21 protein-coding genes are annotated in these 20969 nt (G+C 60.6%); 13 read left to right on the top strand and 8 right to left on the bottom strand.

From position 1 onward, the window contains the following. Positions 1 to 142 precede the first annotated feature (142 nt). The 10 genes from urtA to AB8A50_RS12735 all read left to right on the top strand — a co-directional run bounded on the left by urtA (position 143) and on the right by AB8A50_RS12735 (position 11620). Positions 143 to 1402, top strand: coding sequence for an urea ABC transporter substrate-binding protein (gene urtA / locus AB8A50_RS12780; RefSeq protein ID WP_439077867.1), 1260 nt, complete (start codon positions 143 to 145; stop codon positions 1400 to 1402). Positions 1403 to 1535: 133 nt separating this feature from the next. Next, a complete protein-coding gene (urtB, locus tag AB8A50_RS12775) occupies positions 1536 to 2462 on the top strand; it encodes an urea ABC transporter permease subunit UrtB (RefSeq protein ID WP_089265233.1) in 927 nt (308 codons plus the stop codon). Between the two features lie 34 nt (positions 2463 to 2496). After that, a complete protein-coding gene (urtC, locus tag AB8A50_RS12770) occupies positions 2497 to 3642 on the top strand; it encodes an urea ABC transporter permease subunit UrtC (protein ID WP_439077866.1) in 1146 nt (381 codons plus the stop codon). 9 nt (positions 3643 to 3651) lie between these two features. Beyond that, positions 3652 to 4407, top strand: a complete 756-nt coding sequence (gene urtD / locus AB8A50_RS12765; protein ID WP_068735525.1) for an urea ABC transporter ATP-binding protein UrtD — start codon at positions 3652 to 3654, stop codon at positions 4405 to 4407. Positions 4408 to 4417: 10 nt separating this feature from the next. Beyond that, positions 4418 to 5107, top strand: coding sequence for an urea ABC transporter ATP-binding subunit UrtE (gene urtE, locus AB8A50_RS12760; RefSeq protein ID WP_068735526.1), 690 nt, complete (start codon positions 4418 to 4420; stop codon positions 5105 to 5107). Positions 5108 to 5156: 49 nt separating this feature from the next. Continuing rightward, positions 5157 to 6386, top strand: coding sequence for a formamidase (fmdA, locus tag AB8A50_RS12755; RefSeq protein ID WP_093756657.1), 1230 nt, complete (start codon positions 5157 to 5159; stop codon positions 6384 to 6386). A 177-nt stretch (positions 6387 to 6563) separates the two neighbouring features. Further along, complete coding sequence (locus AB8A50_RS12750; protein WP_068735531.1) at positions 6564 to 6905, top strand: FmdB family zinc ribbon protein; 342 nt, start codon at positions 6564 to 6566, stop codon at positions 6903 to 6905. Positions 6906 to 6973: 68 nt separating this feature from the next. Next, positions 6974 to 7813, top strand: coding sequence for an aldo/keto reductase (locus AB8A50_RS12745; RefSeq protein WP_439077865.1), 840 nt, complete (start codon positions 6974 to 6976; stop codon positions 7811 to 7813). Between the two features lie 187 nt (positions 7814 to 8000). After that, the gene (locus AB8A50_RS12740; protein ID WP_439077864.1) at positions 8001 to 8954 is read left to right on the top strand and encodes a DMT family transporter; all 954 of its coding nucleotides are present in this window, start codon (positions 8001 to 8003) and stop codon (positions 8952 to 8954) included. A 248-nt stretch (positions 8955 to 9202) separates the two neighbouring features. Continuing rightward, positions 9203 to 11620 (top strand): bifunctional diguanylate cyclase/phosphodiesterase, encoded by a 2418-nt coding sequence (locus tag AB8A50_RS12735; protein ID WP_439077863.1) that lies wholly within the window; start codon positions 9203 to 9205, stop codon positions 11618 to 11620. A gap of 10 nt (positions 11621 to 11630) precedes the next feature. On the opposite strand, the gene AB8A50_RS12730 is transcribed toward AB8A50_RS12735, so the two are convergent. After that, positions 11631 to 12092, bottom strand: a complete 462-nt coding sequence (locus AB8A50_RS12730; protein ID WP_439077862.1) for an Lrp/AsnC family transcriptional regulator — start codon at positions 12090 to 12092, stop codon at positions 11631 to 11633. Positions 12093 to 12243: 151 nt separating this feature from the next. Between AB8A50_RS12730 and AB8A50_RS12725 the strand changes: the two genes are divergently transcribed. Next, complete coding sequence (locus tag AB8A50_RS12725) at positions 12244 to 14628, top strand: transketolase (RefSeq protein WP_439077861.1); 2385 nt, start codon at positions 12244 to 12246, stop codon at positions 14626 to 14628. Between the two features lie 238 nt (positions 14629 to 14866). On the opposite strand, the gene AB8A50_RS12720 is transcribed toward AB8A50_RS12725, so the two are convergent. Next, positions 14867 to 15103: an Lrp/AsnC ligand binding domain-containing protein gene (locus AB8A50_RS12720; protein WP_068735543.1), complete on the bottom strand. Its 237-nt coding sequence runs from the start codon at positions 15101 to 15103 to the stop codon at positions 14867 to 14869. A 153-nt stretch (positions 15104 to 15256) separates the two neighbouring features. Between AB8A50_RS12720 and thiD the strand changes: the two genes are divergently transcribed. After that, positions 15257 to 16057 carry a bifunctional hydroxymethylpyrimidine kinase/phosphomethylpyrimidine kinase gene (gene thiD / locus AB8A50_RS12715; protein ID WP_439077860.1) on the top strand — a complete coding sequence of 267 codons (801 nt, stop codon included), beginning with the start codon at positions 15257 to 15259 and terminating at the stop codon, positions 16055 to 16057. 113 nt (positions 16058 to 16170) lie between these two features. Here thiD and AB8A50_RS12710 read toward each other — a convergent pair whose 3' ends face one another. The 4 genes from AB8A50_RS12710 to AB8A50_RS12695 form a co-directional block, all read right to left on the bottom strand. After that, positions 16171 to 16590, bottom strand: a complete 420-nt coding sequence (locus tag AB8A50_RS12710) for a DUF6647 family protein (protein ID WP_439077859.1) — start codon at positions 16588 to 16590, stop codon at positions 16171 to 16173. Positions 16591 to 16657: 67 nt separating this feature from the next. Continuing rightward, the gene (locus AB8A50_RS12705) at positions 16658 to 16810 is read right to left on the bottom strand and encodes a hypothetical protein (protein WP_170849546.1); all 153 of its coding nucleotides are present in this window, start codon (positions 16808 to 16810) and stop codon (positions 16658 to 16660) included. A gap of 57 nt (positions 16811 to 16867) precedes the next feature. Then, complete coding sequence (locus tag AB8A50_RS12700) at positions 16868 to 17227, bottom strand: hypothetical protein (RefSeq protein WP_439077858.1); 360 nt, start codon at positions 17225 to 17227, stop codon at positions 16868 to 16870. A 408-nt stretch (positions 17228 to 17635) separates the two neighbouring features. After that, positions 17636 to 17827, bottom strand: a complete 192-nt coding sequence (locus AB8A50_RS12695; protein ID WP_120291429.1) for a hypothetical protein — start codon at positions 17825 to 17827, stop codon at positions 17636 to 17638. Between the two features lie 192 nt (positions 17828 to 18019). Here AB8A50_RS12695 and AB8A50_RS12690 point away from each other — a divergent pair, with 192 nt between their 5' ends. Then, positions 18020 to 19963, top strand: a complete 1944-nt coding sequence (locus tag AB8A50_RS12690) for a BTAD domain-containing putative transcriptional regulator (RefSeq protein ID WP_439077857.1) — start codon at positions 18020 to 18022, stop codon at positions 19961 to 19963. A 3-nt stretch (positions 19964 to 19966) separates the two neighbouring features. Here AB8A50_RS12690 and AB8A50_RS12685 read toward each other — a convergent pair whose 3' ends face one another. Next, positions 19967 to 20434 carry an MAPEG family protein gene (locus AB8A50_RS12685; RefSeq protein WP_439077856.1) on the bottom strand — a complete coding sequence of 156 codons (468 nt, stop codon included), beginning with the start codon at positions 20432 to 20434 and terminating at the stop codon, positions 19967 to 19969. Positions 20435 to 20667: 233 nt separating this feature from the next. Beyond that, the gene (locus tag AB8A50_RS12680; RefSeq protein WP_141137110.1) at positions 20668 to 20892 is read right to left on the bottom strand and encodes a DUF1127 domain-containing protein; all 225 of its coding nucleotides are present in this window, start codon (positions 20890 to 20892) and stop codon (positions 20668 to 20670) included. Between the last annotated feature and the right edge of the window lie 77 nt (positions 20893 to 20969).

Here is a 20969-nt window from a genome sequence, read left to right as displayed (position 1 = left end):
TCAAACTACGCATGTTTGCGTGATGCAAAAACCTACGTCGGCATTTTGCGGTGCAGTATACGCGATCTCGCGTATCCGTGCACCGCACAAGTTCAGCAATGCTTGCCTCACCAATAGGCGTACTCGAACCAGTGGGGTTGAAATGTCAGACGAGAAGAAACCGGGCTTGCACTCGCCATTGCGGCGTAAACTGCTGATGGGCATGGCGGCTTTGCCGGCAATGTCGCTGCTTCCGCGCACATCTTTTGCGCAGGCGCCGGCCACCTCGGCCATCAATACCACCGGGCTTGCGGTTACCGATACGGAAGTCACCGTCGGCATTCTGCATTCCGTCACCGGTACGATGGCGATCTCGGAAACCGGCTCGGTTCAGGCTGAAAAGCTCGCCATCGACCAGATCAACGCCATGGGCGGCGTGCTCGGCCGCAAGATCAAGTTCATCCAGGAAGACGGTGCCTCGGACTGGCCGACCTTCGCTGAAAAGGCCAAGAAGCTGCTGGTCAACGACAAGGTCGCTGCCATCATGGGCTGCTGGACCTCGGCCTCCCGCAAGGCGGTGCTGCCGGTCATGGAGCAGTACAATGGCATGCTCTACTACCCGACCTTCTATGAAGGCCTCGAGCAGTCCAAGAATGTCATCTACACCGGTCAGGAAGCCACCCAGCAGATCCTCGCCGGCCTCGACTGGGTCTCCAAGACCAAGAACGGCAAGAGCTTCTATCTGATCGGCTCGGACTATATCTGGCCGCGCACATCGATGAAGATCGCCCGCAAGCACATCGAGGGCAAGCTCGGCGGCAAGGTGTCGGGCGAAGAATACTTCCCGCTCGGCCACACCCAGTTCAACTCGGTGATCAACAAGATCAAGCTGACCAAGCCGGACGTGATCTATGCGGCAGTGGTCGGCGGCTCTAACGTCGCCTTCTACAAGCAGCTCAAGGCGGCCGGTATCGACCTGTCGAAGCAGACCATGCTGACCATCTCGGTCACCGAGGACGAGATCGACGGTATCGGCGGCGAGAACATCGCGGGCGCCTATGCCTGTATGAAGTACTTCCAGTCGCTGGATAATCCGAACAACAAGGAATTCGTCGCCGCCTTCAAGAAGATGTGGGGTGAGAAGACCGTGATCGGCGACGTGACGCAGGCCGCCTATCTCGGCCCGTGGCTCTGGAAAATGACGGTCGAAAAGGCCGGCTCCTTCGATATCGACAGGATCGCACCTGCGTCTGCCGGTATCGAATTCACCAAGGCGCCGGAAGGCTACGTCAAGATCCATCCGAACCACCATCTGTGGTCCAAGGCCCGCGTCGGCCAGGCCCAGCTCGATGGCCAGTTCAAGGTCGTCTACGAGACGCCCGAACTGATCGAGCCGGATCCGTTCCCCAAGGGCTACCAGTAAGCCTTCCTCCTCAAGCGCGGAGCGTGCCTCCGCGCAGCTTCTCCCTGGCGCGGACGACCTATCCGCGCACGACAACCCCGCGTCGCGTCTCATCGCGCGGCGCGGGACCCTTTCCCTGACGGAGGACGGATCGATGTTCGGCGACTATTCGATTGGCGACCTTGGCGCCATCTTTGCAATGCAGGGCTTTGCCGGCCTGATCCTGTTCTCGGTCTATGTGCTGATGGCACTCGGCCTCGCAATCATCTTCGGGCAGATGGGCGTCATCAACATGGCGCATGGCGAATTCATGATCCTCGGCGCCTACGTTACCTGGCTGACGTCGAGCTTCTTCCAGTCGCACCTGCCGTCACTGTTCTCCGGCTACTTCTTCGTCGCCATGATCCTCGCCTTCATCGCCTCCGGTGCGCTGGGCATGCTGGTCGAATGGGGGCTGATACGGCATCTCTACAAGCGCCCGCTCGACACGCTGCTGGCGACCTGGGGCCTCAGCCTGATCTTGCAGCAGGCCTATCGCTCGGTGTTCGGGGCGCGCGAAGTCGGTGTCGAACTGCCGCAATGGATGATGGGCTCCAAGCAGGTCACCGATACGATCGAAGTGCCGATCAACGGCATCTTCGTGATGGTGCTGACGCTGGGGATCACCATGGTGGTCGCCTACATCATGTACAAGTCGCGTTGGGGCCGTCAGGTTCGCGCCGTGGTGCAGAACCGTGTGATGGCTGGCGCCGTCGGCATCAATACCGAGAAGGTCGACCGCTACACCTTCGGCCTCGGCTGCGGGATCGCGGGGATCGCGGGCTCCGCCTTCACCATGATCGGTTCGACCGGCCCGACCTCCGGCCAGCTCTACATCGTCGACACGTTCCTCGTCGTGGTGTTCGGCGGTGCGGCCAGTCTGTTCGGCACCATCGCCTCGGCCTTCACCATCTCTCAGGCGCAGTCGACCATGGAGTTCTTCATGTCCGGTTCTATGGCCAAGGTGCTGACGCTGCTCACCATCGTCGCGATCCTCATGATCCGGCCGCAGGGCCTGTTCGCCCTCAAGGTCCGCAAGTAAGCGCGCAGTACAGACAGAGCAGGGCATCATCACCATGATCAATTCACGCTTCTTCAACCGCTCGGAGCTTCTCGGTTTCCTGTCGCTGCTGCTGCTGCTCGCAGTCATTCTGCCGCTGTTTCTCGATGTGTTTCGTCTCAACCTCGTCGCCAAATATCTGACCTATGCCTTCGTCGCCTTGGGCCTCGTGATGTGCTGGGGTTACGGCGGCATTCTGAGCCTCGGGCAGGGCGTATTCTTCGGCCTCGGCGGCTACTGCATGGCGATGTTCCTGAAGCTGGAAGCCTCCAGCGTCGCCAACACCAAGATCCAGTCGACCCCCGGCATTCCGGATTTCATGGACTGGAACCAGATCACGGCGCTGCCAATGTTCTGGAAGCCGTTTCACTCGCTGACGCTGACCATCATCGCCATTCTCGTGGTGCCCACGCTGCTGGCCTTCATCATTGGCGCGGCGATGTTCAAGCGGCGTGTCGGCGGCGTCTATTTCGCCATTATCACCCAGGCCATCGCGGCGATCGCAACCATTCTGATCATCGGCCAGCAGGGCTATACCGGCGGCATCAACGGCATGACCGACCTGCGCACGCTGAACGGATGGGATATCCGTACCGATCACGCCAAGGTCATCCTCTACTTCTTCGAAGTCTTCGTGCTGTTCGCCTGTATCGTCACCGCGCAGTTCATCCGGCTGACCAAGCTCGGCCGCATTCTGGTGGCGATGCGCGAACAGGAAGACCGGGTCCGCTTCTCCGGCTACAGCGTGGCCAATTTCAAGATCTTTGCCTTCTGTGCCGCGGCGATGTTCGCGGCGATCGGCGGCGCCATGTTCACGCTGCAGATCGGCTTCATGTCGCCGTCCTTCGTCGGCATCGTGCCGTCCATCGAAATGGTGATCTACACGGCGGTTGGCGGCCGCATGTCCATCTTCGGCGCGGTCTACGGCACGCTGCTGGTAAACTACGCCAAGACGATGCTGTCGGAATCCTTCCCCGAGCTCTGGCTGTTCGGCCTCGGCGGGTTGTTCATCGCCGTGGTGCTGTTCTTCCCCAATGGCCTGTCCGGCATCTGGCGCGACCACGTGCAGCGTCACGTCGATCGGCTGATCGCACTACGCACGTCGAAGACGCGAAAAGCCTGGGCCATCAAATCCGCCGCTGACGGCGCACCGGCCGAGTAAGGGGACATCATGCTCATCGGACATCAGCCCAAAGAGTTTTTGCTCGCGGTCGAAGGGCTCACCGTTTCCTTCGACGGCTTCAAGGCGGTCAATGATCTCTCCTTCTATGTGGAGGAGAACGAGATCCGCGTCATTATTGGCCCCAACGGCGCCGGCAAGACCACGGTGCTCGATCTGATCTGCGGCAAGACCAAAGCCACCTCGGGGTCGGTGCAGTTTCGCGGAACGGAGCTGACCAAGCTGAAGGAAAACCAGATCGTGCAGGCCGGCGTCGGCCGCAAATTCCAGACGCCGTCGGTTTACGACGATTTGACGGTCTTCGAGAACCTGGAGATTTCCTATCCGCGCGGGCGCTCGGTGTTCGGCTCGCTGATGTTCAAGCGCGATGCCGCGGTGCGCGAGCGCGTCGAAGAGGTCGCCGAGATGATCTTCCTGAAGGATCGTCTCAACATGTATGCCGATGTGCTCTCGCACGGCCAGAAGCAGTGGCTCGAGATCGGCATGCTGCTGATCCAGGATCCAGACCTGCTGATGCTCGACGAGCCCGTCGCCGGCATGAGCGTCAGCGAGCGCGTCAAGACGGCGGAGCTGCTCAATACGATCATCAAGAACCGCTCGGTGCTGGTGATCGAGCACGACATGAAATTCGTCGAGGACATCGCCCACAAGGTGACCGTGCTGCATCAGGGACAGATCCTGTCCGAAGGCACCATGGAGAAGGTCCAGAACGATCCCAAGGTCATCGAAGTCTATCTGGGTCATTGAGGAGATCATCATGCTCGCGATCAACGATCTCCACGTCGCTTACGGCCAGAGCGAAGTCCTGCATGGCCTGAATGTCTCGGTGCAGCCCAACGAAATCGTGGCCATCATGGGCCGCAACGGCATGGGCAAGACCACGCTAATGAAATCCCTCATGGGAATCGTGCCGACCAAGTCGGGCTCGGTGACCATGGAAGGCAAGGAGCTCGGTGCGCTGAAGAGCTATGAGCGCGTCGCGCGCGGTCTCGCTTACGTGCCGCAGGGCCGCATGATCTTCTCCCACATGACGGTGAAGGAGAATATCGAGACCGGCCTTGTCGCCTCCGGCGAGAAGGAAGTGCCCGGCGATCTCTATGAGCTGTTCCCGGTGCTGCTGGAAATGAAGGGGCGCCGCGGCGGCAACCTCTCCGGCGGCCAACAGCAGCAGCTTGCCATTGCGCGGGCGCTCGCCACCAAGCCGAAGGTGCTGCTGCTGGATGAACCCACCGAAGGCATCCAGCCGTCGATCATCAAGGACATGGCCCGCACGCTGAAACATATCCGCGACACCAAGGGTCTGTCGATCATCGTCTCCGAACAGGTGCTGAGTTTCGCGCTCGACGTCGCCGACCGCGTGCTGGTGATCGAGAACGGTGAGATCGTTCGCGACGAAGCCCGCGAGGGCATCGATGCCGCGCAGATCGCCAAGTACCTGTCCGTCTAATTCACCACGCGTCCAACCACCAAGACCAGTAACCGAAGGGGAGCATTGAATGCCAGATACACTGATCAAGGTCGACCTTACGCAATCGGCCTACGACAACGACATGATTCACAACCGCTGGCATTCGGACATTCCCATGGTCGCATGGGTCAATCCCGGCGATGATTTCATCGTCGAGACCTATGACTGGACCGGCGGCTTCATCAAGAACAACGACAGCGCCGACGACGTGCGCGATATCGATTTGTCGATTGTGCACTTCCTGTCCGGCCCGATCGGCGTCAAGGGTGCGGAGCCCGGCGACCTGCTCGTGGTCGACCTGCTCGATGTCGGCCCGATGAAGGATAGTCTCTGGGGCTTCAACGGCTTCTTCTCCAAGCAGAATGGCGGCGGTTTCCTGACGGATCATTTCCCGGAAGCGCAGAAGTCGATCTGGGACTTCAAGGGCATGTACACCTCGTCGCGCCATATCCCGGGCGTGAATTTCGCCGGCCTCATCCATCCCGGTCTGATCGGCTGTCTGCCAGATCCGAAACTGCTCGCCACCTGGAACGAGCGCGAGACCGCGCTGATCGCGACGAACCCGACCCGCGTGCCCGGCCTTGCCAATCCGCCGTTCGGCCCGACTGCCCATATGGGCCGGCTGAAGGGCGAGGCGAAGGAGAAGGCTGCGGCCGAAGGCGCGCGCACCGTGCCGCCGCGCGAGCATGGCGGCAATTGCGACATCAAGGATCTGTCGCGCGGCTCGAAGGTCTATTTCCCGGTCTACGTCCCTGGCGGCGGTCTCTCCATGGGCGACCTGCACTTCTCGCAGGGCGACGGCGAAATCACCTTCTGCGGCGCCATCGAGATGGCCGGCTGGCTCCACATCAAGGTCGATGTCATCAAGGACGGCGTGTCGAAATACGGCATCAAGAACCCCGTGTTCAAGCCGTCACCGATGACGCCGAACTACAACGACTTCCTGATCTTCGAAGGCATCTCTGTCGACGAGCAGGGCAAGCAGCATTATCTCGACGTGCATATCGCCTATCGTCAGGCCTGTCTGAATGCCATCGAATATCTGAAGAAGTTCGGCTATTCCGGCGCGCAGGCCTATTCGATCCTCGGCACCGCGCCGGTGCAGGGCCACATCTCCGGCGTCGTCGACGTGCCCAATGCCTGCGCCACACTGTGGCTGCCGACGCAGATCTTCGACTTCGACATCAATCCGTCGTCGGCGGGCCCGATCAAGCACATCAAGGGCGACATCCAGATGCCGCTCTCGCCGGACAAGTAGCGCGGTCAACTCGGCTGCGGGGCTCTAGTCACGGCCCCGCGGCCCTTTTTCTTTCGTCATTGCGAGCGGAGCGAAGCAATCCAGTTCTTCCTTCGTTTGTGGTTTTCTGGATTGCCGCGTCGCTTCGCTCCTCGCAATGACGTGGAGAGGCCAGCGGTTCAACGACGGATATCCGCCATGCCGGTCTATGAATATCTCTGCGACGATTGCGGCCCGTTCACCGACATGCGGCCGATGGCTGAATGCGATGACCCGCAGGACTGCCCGCATTGCGCGACACAGGCACCGCGTGTGATCCTGACCGCGCCGGCATTCTTCTGCATGCCCTCCGACAAGCGCAAGGCCCACGCCACCAACGAGCGCAGCCGCAATGCGCCGAAGACATCGGCGGAGTACAAGGCGTCGCACGGGGCCGGTTGCGGCTGCTGTTCCGGCAAGAAGCCGTCGCGACTGGTGAAGCAGACCCGCTCGGGCGCCAAGAGCTTCCCGACAGCGCGGCCGTGGATGATCAGCCACTGACTCCTCTGAATTGATGCGCTAAAGTCCACTCCCGTGTGCCTCATTGCCGCGGGAGGCGGAGGCGCACCATGCGACACAATCCATTCGGCCAAACCAAGCGCGACGTCTCAGTCATCGGGCAGGGCACCTGGTATATCGACCACAGTGACCGCGCTGCGGCGGTCAGGGCGCTGCAGGCCGGCCTCGATGCCGGCATGAGCCATATCGACACGGCCGAAATGTATGGTGACGCGGAACTCGTGATTGCAGAGGCCATCGCCCGCCGTCGCGACGAGGTGTTCCTGGTCTCCAAGGTGCTGCCGAGCAACGCATCGCGGAAGGGCACCATCGCCGCCTGCGAGCGCTCGCTGAAGCGGCTGGGGACTGATCGGCTCGATTGCTACCTGCTGCACTGGCGCGGTCAGGTTCCGCTCGCCGAGACTGTCGCCGCCTTCGGAGAGTTGAAGGCGGCCGGCAAGATTGCCTCCTGGGGCGTCAGCAATTTCGATGTCGACGATCTCAACGAGCTGTCGAAACTCGCAGGCAAGGGCGCCATCGCCTGCAATCAGGTGCTCTATCATTTGCAGGAGCGCGCCATCGAACACCGCGTGATCCCGTGGTGCGAGAGCCATGGCGTCGCCGTCGTGGCCTATTCGCCGTTCGGTCATAATGATTTCCCGTCGATGCGCTCGCCGGGCGGCAAAATCCTGCAGCAGATCGCCGATGCCCATCTGGCCACGCCGCGGCAGGTGGCGCTGGCTTTCCTGATCCGTCAGCCAACGGTCTTCGCAATTCCGAAGGCGTCTTCGGCCGCCCATGCGGCGGACAACGCGGCGGCGAGTGCATTGACGCTCAGCGCGGCCGAACTGGCTGATATTGGAAAGGTATTCCCGCTCGGCCGGGAGCCTTCCAGTCTACCGATGCTGTAGGGATGCGGTAAAATCGATGCTGCGCTGCACGCTGGCCGCTGATGCATCGGCCGGCATAGGCTTTTTTGCCTGCCTGCATATCCGTGTCCTGATATCGGCAGTTGTCCCGGCCTCGTGATCGTCGTTTTGTGAGCCATATTCGATTCGGCTCGCATGCACCGACGAGCCCGCATATTGGTCCCCGCTCGTGACAAGCCATGTTCCGCCGCCGAAGACTGCTGCCCGTGTATCGGCTCATCGCCATACCGACCGGCCGTTGCACGGCATTCTGATGATCATTTGCTCAACGGCGTTTCTGGCGTCCTCGGACGCGATGGCGAAATATCTGTCGCGCACGGGCATGCCATCGGTGGAGATCGCCTGGATCCGCTTTCTGGTGTTCGTCGTGATCCTGCTGCCGATCGTGTTGGCGCCGGCCTCGGGCAATCCGATGCGCTCGACGCGGCCGCTGCTGCAGGTATTTCGCGGGCTGGGCCTGTTGTGTTCGTCGATCTTCTTCATCATGGCGCTCGGTTATCTGCCGATCGCGGAAGCGACTGCGACTGGCTTCATCTCGCCGCTATTCGTCACCGGGCTATCGGTTCTCTTCCTCGGCGAAAAGGTCGGTCTGCGCCGCTGGACTGCCACCATCGCAGGGCTTCTGGGCGTATTGATCATCGTGCGGCCGGGTACCGCGGCGTTTCAGCCCGGTACGATCTTTCCAATTATTTCGGCGCTGGGCTGGGCGACCGCATTGGTGCTGACGCGCAAAATCAGCGGGGCCGACCGCGCCATCACCACGATGGCGTTCTCGGCGATCACCGGCTTTCTCGTGCTCAGTGTCATCGTGCCGTTCTACTGGATCGTGCCGAGCTGGACGCAGATCGCGCTCGGCGTTGGTATTGGCGTCGCCGCTACTGTCGGCCACTGGATTGTCGTATTGGCCTTCCGCTATGCGGATGCATCGGTGCTGGCGCCGTTCTCCTATGTGCAGCTGGTGTGGGTGACGCTGATCGGCTTCTTCCTTTTTGGTGAAGTGCCCGATGCTGTCACTTTCGCCGGTGCTGCAATCATCATCGCCAGCGGTGTCTACACCGCACATCGCGAACGCGTGCGCCGCGCGCAGGTCACCGCACCGGCGGAACCTTATCCGAGCGCCTAACGATGAGCTGTTGATCGAGACAGGTCGTCCCCCTTGCTCGATTTTCCCCTGAGCCATGGCGCTTGCGGTGGGTACATCCGAATGTGTTGCATATCTTTCTGCAAACATGGACGATGATACCCGGCATATTTCGGGCTTTATCGCGGCTTAAGAATAACTGCTCTTCTGTGCAATTTTTCCGTGAGTTTTAAACATTCCGAACGTTGCACGCGCTATGCTTCGATATCTCGTCATATGTTGGTATCTTTATGCTACGAGTCTGGAATTGCATCGAGTTGCAGCATGACTGGCGGCAGATCCTGCTGGCGGCGGCGGTGTGTTTTCTCTCCAGCCTTGCTGCCGTCAACCTGTTCACGCGTGCGCGCACCGCATTGCCCGACACGCGCCTTGCGTGGTTGATTACCGCAGGCGCGGTCACCGGATTCGGCACATGGGCGACGCATTTCATCGCGATGCTCGCATACACGCCTGGTTTCGAACTCCATTACGACCTCATCATCACCGCCTGTTCGCTCGTCGCCTCTGCAGTGATGACCACGGCCGGATTCGCCATCGCGCTGTTCAATCGTACCAAACGGAACGCGCTGGCCGGCGGCGGGGTGATCGGCCTCGGCATCGCATGCATGCACTATATGGGCATGGCGTCGCTGCGCATCCCCGCCATCATCCAGTGGATGCCGGACCTCGTGACGGCGTCGGTCGTTGGCGGCATGATGATTGCCGCGTTGGCGATCCTCGTCGCCCAGACCGCCGACCGGCCCGGCAAGCTGCTCGTTGCCGCACTGCTTCTGACGCTCGCGATCTGCGTACATCACTTCGTTGCCATGGGCGCGATCGATCTGACCTACAATGCCGCAGCCGCTGAGAACCAAAGTCTGCTGTCGCCGATCGAACTGTCGCTGGCCATTGCGGCCTTCACCGCCGCCGTGGTGATCGCGGGCCTCGTCGTTGCCATAACAGATCAGCGCACCCGCCGCAGCATGAGCAAGCGCAATCTGCAGCTCGATGCGGCGCTCAACAATATGGAGCAGGGCCTATGCATGTATAGCGCCGATGGCCTGCTCGAATTGTGGAACGAAAGCTACATGCGCATGTACAATATCGCGCCGGCGAAAATGTTCGCCGGCGCGACTGAGGATCAGGTGCTGGCAATTCGCGCGGCAGCTGGCACGCTGTTCGTCGATATGGATAGTTATGAGATGAAGATGCGGACGGCGCTCGCGGATCGCGTGCCGAGCAGCCAGACCGCCGAGCTGCCGGATGGACGCGCCATCAATGTGCGCTACCGGCCGATGAAGAATGGCGGCTGGGTCGCGACCCACGCCGACATCACCGACCGCAAACTCAGCGAAGCGCGGATCGTGCATCTCGCGCGGCACGATCCGATCACCGATCTGCCCAATCGTGTTGCCTTCAACGAACATCTGGCCCGCGTCTTCAAGGAGGCCTCGGCGGGACACGGCTCGTTTGCGATCGCGCGGATCGATATCGACCGCTTCAGAGAGACAAATGATGTATACGGCCAGGCCACTGGAGACGCCGTACTGGCCGAGCTGGCGAAGCGGCTGGCGCAAGCCTGCAACGGTGCATTTCTGGCACGACCGAGTGGCGATATCTTCTCGATCGTGTCTCATCTCGGCGCGGAGCCGCAAACAGCGGAAGATCTCTGTGCGCGGTTGTCGGGCATTCTCGATAATACGTTTCAGATCGACGGCCAGCACGTCAATGTTCGCTGTAGTATCGGCATCTCGGTCTATCCGCAGGACGGCCAGGATATCGAAGCTCTCATTGCGCATGCAGATCTGGCGCTTGATCGCGCCAAGGCCGAGGAACGCGGTACCATCCGCTTCTTCGAGGCTGCGATGGATCAGCACATCCGCGAGAAGCGACTGCTGCAACGTGATCTCGTGGTGGCGGTCGAGAACAAGCAATTCCAGCTCTATTTTCAGCCGCAGGCGACCACCGAGGGCGCTGTGGTCGCCTTCGAGGTTCTGCTGCGCTGGCGGCATCCCGAGCGCGGCATCATCTCGCCGACGGTGTTCATTCCGCTGGCGGAGGAGAGCGGTCTGATAGGCGCCATCGACGAGTGGGTGGTGCGCGAGGCCTGTCGCGAGGCGGCGACCTGGGTCAATCCGCTGTCGATCGCCATCAACCTGTCGCCAGTCAACTTTCAGCGCGGCGATGTGCCCGGGATGCTCGCCGCCGTTCTGGCGGAAACCGGTCTCTGCCCAAAGCGTGTCGAGATCGAGATCACCGAAGGCGTGCTGATTGACGATTTTGCTGGTGCCATCGCGATCCTGCACGCCGTCAAGGAACTGGGCGTTCGCGTCGCCATGGACGATTTCGGCACGGGTTATTCGAGCCTGAGTTATCTGCAGGCTTTCCCCTTCGACAAGATCAAGATCGACCAGACCTTCGTGGCCAATCTCGAGGACAATCCGCAGTCCGCGGCTATTGTTCACGCCATCATCGGGCTCGGCCGCTCGTTGAAGCTCCCGGTGATCGCCGAGGGCGTCGAGACCGTCGCCCAAATGTCGTTTCTTGCCGCCGAGGGCTGTGCGGAGATCCAAGGCTTCCTGATCGGCCGCCCGCAGCCGATTGCGCATTATCAAAGCGTCGTCAGTGCCCCGGGTGGTACCGCCGCCGCGGTGAAGCGAGCCAGCTAGCTCTGTGCCCTTACACCGGCAGTGCGATCGAATACTTCACCTGGCTGAGGGCGAAGCTGGATTCGATCGAGGCGATGCCGTCGAGCCGGGTCAGCTTGTTCTTCAGGAATGCCTCATAGGACGACAGATCCGCCGCGACGACGCGTAAGAGATAGTCGCGGTTGCCGGTCATCAGATAGCATTCCAGCACTTCCTCCCATTTCGAGATCGCTTTCGCGAAACGGTTGAGGTCTTCCTCCTTCTGCCGGACAAGTTTGATGGAAATGAAGACGCTGACCGGAAGCCCGATTGCCTTCTGGTCGACCAGCGCCATGTAGCGGGTGATAACGCCGCGCTCTTCCAGCAATTTCACCCTGCGATGGCACGGCGAGATCGAGAGCCCGACCTTCTCGGCGAGCTCCTGCATGGTGATGCGGCTGTCGATCTGCAGCGCGGCGAGAATCTTGCGGTCGATTGCGTCGAGGGATGACATTGGGAAAATTCCATGAAATTTGAGCTGGAACCATTCATTTATACCAATATGACCGTGGTTGTCGCGATGAATTGAGAAAATCACTTTCGAGCGCCTGCTAGAATGGCGACCTCATCACGAACCAGCGCAGCTGGCCGACGCGGGAGCCACCATGCCGATCGATCATCATCGCCTGCAGACCCTGACCGCCTTGGCGCGCAAGGTGCTCTGGCTCTCGTCATGGACGATCCACAACGCCAATCACATCCGCCCCAATACCGACGGCCTCAAGGTCGGCGGCCATCAAGCCTCGTCGGCGTCGCTGGCGACGATCATGTCGGCGTTGTATTTCGCCGTGCTGAAGCCGGAAGACCGCGTTGCGGTGAAGCCGCATGCGAGTCCGGTGTTCCACGCCATTCAGTATCTGTTCGGCAACCAGACGCGCGAGAAGCTCGAGAACTTTCGCGGCTTCAAGGGCGCGCAGAGTTATCCGTCGCGCACCAAGGACATCGACGATGTCGATTTCTCTACTGGCTCGGTTGGCCTCGGCGTCGCGCAGACATTGTTCTCGTCACTGGTGCAGGACTACGTCTCGGCTCATGGCTGGATGAAGGACCGCCGCGAAGGCCGCATGATCGCGCTGGTTGGCGATGCCGAGATGGACGAGGGCAATATCTTCGAAGCTTTGCTTGAAGGCTGGAAGCACGGGCTGCGCAACACCTGGTGGATCGTCGACTACAACCGCCAGAGCCTCGACGCCGTGGTGCGCGAGGGGCTGTGGGAGAAGTTCGAATCCATGTTCCGCAACTTCGGCTGGGATGTGGTGATCGTGAAGTATGGCCGGCTGATGCAGACGGCTTTCGCCGAGCCCGGCGGCGCGGCACTCAAGACCTGGATCGACAACTGTCCGAACCAGATCTATTCGGCATTGTGTTTCCAGGGCGGCGCAGCGTTCCGCAAGCGGCTCAACGACGAGATCGGCGATCAGGGTCCGGTGTCGCGCCTGATCGAGGCGCGCAGCGACGAGGAACTGCTGGCGCTGATGTCCAATCTCGGCGGCCACGACATGGCCAGCATGGTCGAGGCTTTCGAAGCCATCGATCACGATCGTCCGGTCTGCTTCATCGCCTACACCATCAAGGGCGTCGGCCTCCCGTTCCAGGGTCACAAGGACAATCACGCCGGCTTAATGACGCCGACGCAGATGGAGACCTGGCGCGCGGCGCAGAACATCCGGCCCGGCCATGAATGGGACAGATATGAGGGCCTGACGCAGGACGCTTTGATGCTCGATGCGTTCCTCACGGACGTGCCCTTCGTGCAGCAGGGCACGCGGCGCCTCAGCGCCGACGTGATCGACGTTCCCGCGCATCTGTCGTTCAAGCCGTCGCCGGAAATGTCGACGCAGCAGGGTTTCGGCCTCGTCCTGCATGAGCTGGCACGCGGCGATACCGAACTGGCGTCGCGTATCGTCACCGCATCGCCGGATGTCACCGTGTCGACGAACCTCGGAGCATGGGTCAATCGGCGTGGGCTGTTCGCACGCGCCGAGAAGGCCGATCACTTCCGCAGCGAGAAGATTCCGTCCACCTTCAACTGGGACTTTTCGCCGAAGGGCCAGCATCTCGAACTCGGCATCGCCGAGGCGAACCTGTTCATCCTGATGTCGGCCTTGGGCCTGTCGAGCAGCATCAACGGCGTCCGCCTGCTGCCGGTCGCGACGCTGTACGATCCCTTCATCGAGCGTGGTCTCGATCAGCTCAACTATGCATGTTATCAGGATGCCCGTTTCATGGTGGCGGCGACGCCGTCGGGCATCACGCTGGCGCCGGAAGGCGGTGCTCATCAGTCGATCGCGACGCCGCTAATTGGCATGGCGCAGGACGGTCTTGCATCGTTCGAGCCGGCTTTCGTCGATGAGCTCGCCGTCATCATGGGTTGGGGCTTCCAGCACATGCAGCGCGACGCGGGCACTGATGACAGCGGCCAGCGTGCCGGCGGCTCGGTCTATCTGCGGCTCTCCACGCGCGCCATCGAGCAGCCGCAGCGCATGATGACGCCGGAGCTGCAGCAGGGCATCACCGATGGCGCCTACTGGCTGCGCAAGCCTGGCGCCAATTGCGATCTGGTAATCGCCTATACCGGCACGCTGGCGCCGGAGGCGATCGAGGCAACGGGATTGCTCGGCGACAGCCATCGCGACATCGGCCTGCTGGCGATCACGTCAGCCGATCGTCTCCATGCCGGCTGGACATCGGCGCGAAAGATCCGCCGGGACAGGCGCAACCCGCAGCATCTGAGCCACATCGAGAAGCTCCTGCAGCCGCTGCCGCGCGACTGCGGCATCGTCACCGTGCTCGACGGCCATCCGGCGACTTTGGGCTGGGTCGGCAGTGTGTGCGGTCATCGTATGGAAGCGCTGGGTGTCGAGCAATTCGGCCAGACCGGCACCATCGGCGATCTCTATCGCCATCACGGCATCGACGCGAATGCGATCGTCGATGCGGCGGAGGAGCTGAGCGGGGTGCCCGTGCTGCATCGGAAGATGGCGGTGTAGGTCTCTTAACCTCTCCCCGCTTGCGGGGAGAGGTCGCCGCGTCTTCGCGGCGGGTGAGGGGCATGGCACGGCCTCACCACATATTTCGAGTTCACGGATCGGAATTCGTGTGATCCGAGAATGCTTCATCTTGGCGAGCCGACTGCCTCGCCCCTCACCCCAACCCTCTCCCCGCGCAGAGCGGGGAGAGGGAGCACACTGCCGGTGCGAAACTCTCGAGGCGCTATGCGTCGCTGCCTCAAAACGCCTTGAACGTAATGATCGTGTGGGTGTCCTGGATGCCCGGGATGGTCTGCACCTTCTCGTTCACGAAATGGCCGATGTCGGTGGCGTTATCGACATAGAACTTCACCAGCAGGTCGTAATGCCCAGCGGTGGAATAGATCTCCGAGGCGATTTCGGCTTCGGCCAGCGCGTTGGCGACGGCGTAGGACTGGCCAAGCTTGCACTTGAACTGGACAAAGAAGGGGACCATCGGGATTCTCCGGAAACGGGCGATTTTAGAGATCATCAAGCCCAAAACAGGGTGCGGCGCAAGCCGCCAGCATGTCGCCACCTTGTCGGTCCGGCAATAGAGGGCTAGGACTGAGGTGCCCGCTTATCCCTTGATCTCGTGCGAGTTTTTCCGATGCCCACACCCATTGCCCTGACCATTGCCGGGTCGGATTCCTCAGGCGGCGCCGGCATCCAGGCCGACCTCAAGACCTTCGCGGCGCTCGGCGTCTACGGCGCCTCGGTGATCGCCGCGCTGACCGCGCAGAACACCAAGGGCGTCACCGGCATCCATCAGGTACCTGCAGAGTTCGTGAGCGAGCAGATCAATGCCGTGTTCGTCGATCTCGCGGTCGGCGCAGTGAAGATCGGCATGGTCGCGCAGCGTGATGTGATCGAGGCCATCGCTGCGGGCCTCGCGACATGGCAGCCGAAACATGTGGTGCTCGATCCCGTGATGGTGGCCACGTCAGGCGATCGCCTGCTGGCGCCGGAGGCCATCGCCGCGCTGCGCAGCACGTTGATCCCGCTTGCCGATATCATCACGCCAAACCTGCCAGAGGCGGCCGCGTTGCTGGATGAGCCAATGGCGGAGGGCGATGCGGCCATCGAGGCGCAGGGCAAGCGTCTGCTCGCGCTCGGCTGCAAGGCTGTGCTGATCAAGGGCGGCCACGGGACCGGCCCGGAGAGCACTGACTATTTTATCACCGCAGACCGCGCCATTGCATTGCCGGCAGAGCGCGTGTCCACGAAGAATACGCACGGTACCGGCTGCACGCTGTCATCAGCGATCGCGGCAGGCCTTGCCAAGGGGCAGGACATGGAAGCCGCCGTGCGTGCGGCGAAAGCCTATGTCACGGCTGCGATCGCTGCGGCGGATCGTTTTACGGTCGGTCACGGCCACGGCCCGGTGCACCACTTCCACGCGTTCTATTAGGCGTATCAAGATCGGCTCAAACCAACCTCGCCGCATTCCAATCGCCTGAGCGTCGGTCCGCGCACGAGCCTGTCGCATCTTATGGCATATGACGAAGGAACGTCGCGTGCCGCTTACGAACCGTCGCGGCAGACGCTCACCATGTAGATTGTGAGTTCATTCGTGCCGACGAGGCCGTAGGGATCCTCGACCCCCTGTTCGCGGAGCCATGTCATCTGAAGGTCATAGGCCTGGCGTTCGTGGGCTGCCGCACACGGAGCTTCGACGTTGTTGGCCCGTTGCACGTGATGCACGAGTTCGTGCAGCAGCGCGCTCTTCTGCCGCAAATTGACCGGTTGCCATTCGTGGGGAAGGTAGATCGCGCCTTGTTCGCGGCTGTAGAGGGCTTGAAATTCGAGCCCGCTATTTTCCGGCACACCACTTAGCGCAGCCATTTCTGCTGACGTCGCGAAATGGATTGGCGGGTGAGCCGGAGGGGCGAAGCCGGTTTGGGCAATGATCCATGCGATATAGGCGGCGATCAGGGCGTTCACGTAGTAACCTCATGCGGATATGGCCTGCGGAGAATTGGACGCTTCAGTTGCGTAATCGTGGCGAGGATCAGAAAAGGCCCGAGCTCAAATCCAGGCCGTAAGTGAGCGAGAGTACGAACACCAGAATTCCGGCTCCGCAGAAAAACAGAAAATGCTTGAGCACATCGGCTCCGGTGATCGAACGAAGAGCGCGGGACATCGCGCTCGCGATTGCAGCCATGTCAGCCTCACGATTGTTGCCGTCCATTGATGATTGATGCCTCTTCGCCAGCCGCAGTCAGTCGCCCCAGGCCGCTATATTCACAGTGCGACTGTGCTCGGGCGCCGCCCGTGCCAGGAGGACGCCGCCAATCACGTGCACAACGCCGAAGCCGATAAGGATCAGGATGATCAGGTGTGTCTCGCTCAGTCGTCTCACGTTTCCTTTCCTTTCACTGTTCCGTATCTGACGAACGCGCATTTTCGCGTCTGGCGCTGGAATGGGCTTGCCAAGATTGGCTTCGACGCTGTCGGAGATGAGATGCTGGTAGCGATGAATGACGTTGATTGCCTGTCCGCGACGTGATTCATGAAGTGCGCTGACGATCATCGAAGCCCTCACAGGTGCTAGAGACGGCGCCGGAAAGTCGGTCTTCATCGCTCTTTTCCTGATACTTCACGGGATGATGCAGGTGAGCTTGCTGACCGCTCGGCCCGCCTGACACCCTTGAAATTTGCATTGAAACTTCGCTGTGCTTGCTGGCATTGGCAGCGATGCTACCGCGGCGTTGGCTTTGTTCGCCTACGGTAGCGGCGGGCTCGACATGTCGTATGTGACGAAATCATTGGAAGCGAGGTCAAGCTGATCGGCTTGGGGCCTTTGGCTCGTTGCAGCCAATGCAATCAACAAAATCGAGCCATAGAACGCGACCACTCCAATTCTCCATCTCGCGACGACTCGTCGTTCGTCTTCAGTTGAGAGAAAGGCATACGATCGCGCTCGTAGTTGCGCGGTATTGGTCAATGCGACCTCCTGCTTGATGGCTACTTCGAAATCGCACTGAGATCAGTCGCCTCCGAAAAGGAGGGGTGAGACGGGAGGCGTGGCGTGCGAAGCCGCCCTGGCTTTCGGAGCAGCCAGGGAAGTCAGCGCCACATCAACTCCGGCGAGGATCACGGTCAGGGTAGCGACGACTGCAATGATGTGACGCGTGCGCATGACGGCTTCCGGGTGAAGTTGCTCTGCGCCGAATGCCATTCGCATCTCGTCGCATTTTGACTTGAACCCGCCGCCGTCTCACCGGCGTTAGTCAGCCGTCATCGCTGCGTTAATACTGCTCGCAAAGTTGCCAATCTGAGTTAAATGTATATTCAGGGGACGCATTTGTTCAAAACTTGGAAGTAGCCGACAGTGTGCCCAAAATTTAATCTTTCGCTTTTGGGACGCGTCGTGCTCACCGGGCCGAACGGCGTGGTTGGCTTGCCAAACAAGAAGCTCTCGGGATTGCTTGCTTATCTGGCTTGCACGGCACCGGAGCCTCAGCCGCGCGAAAAACTGTCGACCCTGTTCTGGGGGTCTTATTTCGACGCGCAAGCAAGGCAGAACCTCCGTCAGTCACTGTTCAAGCTACGTCAAATTCTGGGTCGGGATGCTCTCAAGAGCGATGGCGAGTTCGTATCGCTGAATACGACGGTGATCCTGTGCGATATCAGCCGGTTCGAGGCCCTGGTGCGGGAGGGCGGCCGTGATGCGCTGGGTGAGGCAGCGGATCTCTATCGAGGGCGCTTCGTCGATGACATCGGTGTTACCGAAGAAGGCTGGAGCGATTGGCTGGCTGGCGAACGCCAGCGATTTCAGGAGCTGGCTCTGACTGCGATGGTCGGGCTCGGCGAAAAAGAACTGGTCGCCGGTCGCGCCGATCACGCATTGAAGGCCGGGCACCGTGCCAGCGCACTGAACAACATGCGTGAGGATGCGCACCGGCTGATCATGCAAGCTCTGTCTGCAACTGGGCGTAAAGCTGAAGCGCTCAAATACTATCAAGAGGTCGTTGGGCTTCTGAAGCGAGAGCTCAATACAGAGCCGGACGAGGCAACCAGAGCGCTCGTTGCTGAACTGCGCAGAGCCCAGATACGGATCGAATCGGCGGCTGTCAGCGAGATCGAGGTATCGACTCCACTTACGCCTGCTCTGATGATGTTCGCGGATCAACCATCCATCGTAGTTCTGCCGTTTCGGAACATGAGCGACGACCTGGAGCAGGAATACTTCGCTGACGGTGTCACCGAGGACATCATCACCGCTTTGTCGCGCTTTCGCGAATTCGTGGTCATCGCACGCGGATCGAGCTTCGCCTTCAAGGATAGAAGGCTGACCAGCCGGCAAATCGCGCAACAACTCGGTGTTCAATACGTCCTGAGCGGCAATATCCGCAAAGCGGGCAACCGCATTCGTGTATCGGCCGAACTGACCCATGCCCGCGATGAGGTTCAGGTCTGGTCTGATCGCTACGATCGCGCCATCGTCGATGTTTTCGATCTGCAGGATGACATCAGCGCGAGCGTCGCTGCAGTGATTGATCCGGCCGTGCGGAGCGCCGAGGTCGAGCGCGCAAGGCGCAAGCCGCTCTCTGATCTTTCGGCTTACGACATCTACCTGCGAGCGCTTCCCCATCTATGGAACGGAACCCGTGACGGGATCACGAGGGCGATCGTATTGTTGCGACAGTCTCTCAACCGCGATCAGCTGCGCCCAGCCACGCTGGCGTCCCTTGCCTGGGCGCTTGTCATGGCGTCGCCTCTAGGGGCGGCAGCTTTGCCGGAAACGTTGGTCGAGGCCCTCGCCTTGGCGCGCCGCGCCGTCGAGGAAGATGGCACAGATGCTTTTTCCCATGCGGTTTATGGCTTCACATTGTTCGGTCCGGTCGGCAACAACGATCAGGGGCGCATCCACTGCAAGGAAGCTGTGCGCCTCAATCCAAGCTCCGCCTTCGCCTGGGGCATTCTTGGAATGATCGACAGCATGGGTGGTGACTATGAGCATGCTGTCACATGTCTTCACCGGTCGATCGCCCTCAGTCCCTACGACAATATGCTCCATTTTTGGATGACGGGCCTGGCTGCATCATGCTTTGCGCTCGAGCGCCCTGAGGATGGTATCTTGTGGGCCCGCAACTCGATCCAGCAGAATCCGGCCAACGGTACGGGCCATCGTATGCTGGTGGCCAATCTTGTAACCGCCAGGCGATTGGAAGAGGCACGTGACGTGACGCGCCAGCGCGATGCCGTGCAAAAGACAACTATCGCGGAGCTTCGTGCCATGCGCTATTTCAAGCAGGACGATGCTCTTGAACGTTACCTGTCGGCTCAGCACGAGGCCGGCGTTGCGGACTGAGCTTCACGCGCCGACTGCAGATATCAACGTACGGATGGTCATGAAAATCAGGATGAGCGAGCCCACAGTCCAAAAGGTCGCGCGTATCTCATGAATCTGTCCGGTGAGATAGGCGATGAAGTGAAGCAGACGTGAGGCGACGTAGCCATATAGCAGCCATTGGGCGAGCAGCAGGGATGGTTGCGTGAGAATGTAGAGCAAACCCGCAACCAGGAAGTAGGGCAGGCTCTCGAGATCGTTCAGTTGGATTCGGCGAATCCGCTCGACGCGCTCGTTGGGCAAGAGTTGCGCCGGGTCGGGCGCGGGGTTCATCGGCGTCTTCTTGATATCCTCAGGCGAACGGTAGCCGCCTTTGACGTCGACCATACGGACGACGGTCAGCCACGACATCGCCACAGCCTTGAGGATCGTCAGGCTCGCAGCAATGACGTAGGTAGCGAATAGCGGATCGTTCAGTGTGAGTTTGTCCAATGTGCCGTCCCCCACAGGTCATAGATCGCATCCATGATCCAGCGCGTTTCCGAGTGAAATGCAATGTCTGTTTGTGCGATCGTCCGATCAGCCGCCGTCGAAAGGGACAAATGCGTGTCATGGAAATGCTCCACCCGAAGATTCTTGATCTTCTGGTCGATCTCGGAGACATCGATACTTGCGCTCTCGGTCGAGTCCGCTGTCTACCGCAGCAATCGGATTGCGATCTTGGGCTAGCGACGCTTCAATAGCCAGGGTTCCCAGAAAAACCGTGACGCTTCGGCGTGCGCTTCGTACAGGCCGATGCCGATATCGTGGAGAAAATCGGGCCTGTCTCTGATATCCGCGCGCAACTCTGCCCTGAAACGGGCTCGCTGCCGCCACGTGGCAGGCAGGCTGAAGATCGCACCGAGACGCAGATGATCGTCGCCTGATACAAACTGTGCGTAGGCGCGCATGGTGGTGCTCCGGTTTTTGCGACCGGGATATCCCGGCATATCGCTGCGTGACAGCCATTGAAGCCTGTCGACGTAGT

Origin of the sequence: Tardiphaga sp. 841_E9_N1_2, from assembly GCF_051811065.1 — a bacterium.
In the GTDB taxonomy this organism is placed as follows: domain Bacteria; phylum Pseudomonadota; class Alphaproteobacteria; order Rhizobiales; family Xanthobacteraceae; genus Tardiphaga; species Tardiphaga robiniae.
The sequence above is the reverse complement of the archived record's forward strand: the minus strand, read 5'-3'. Positions and strand labels throughout refer to the sequence as shown.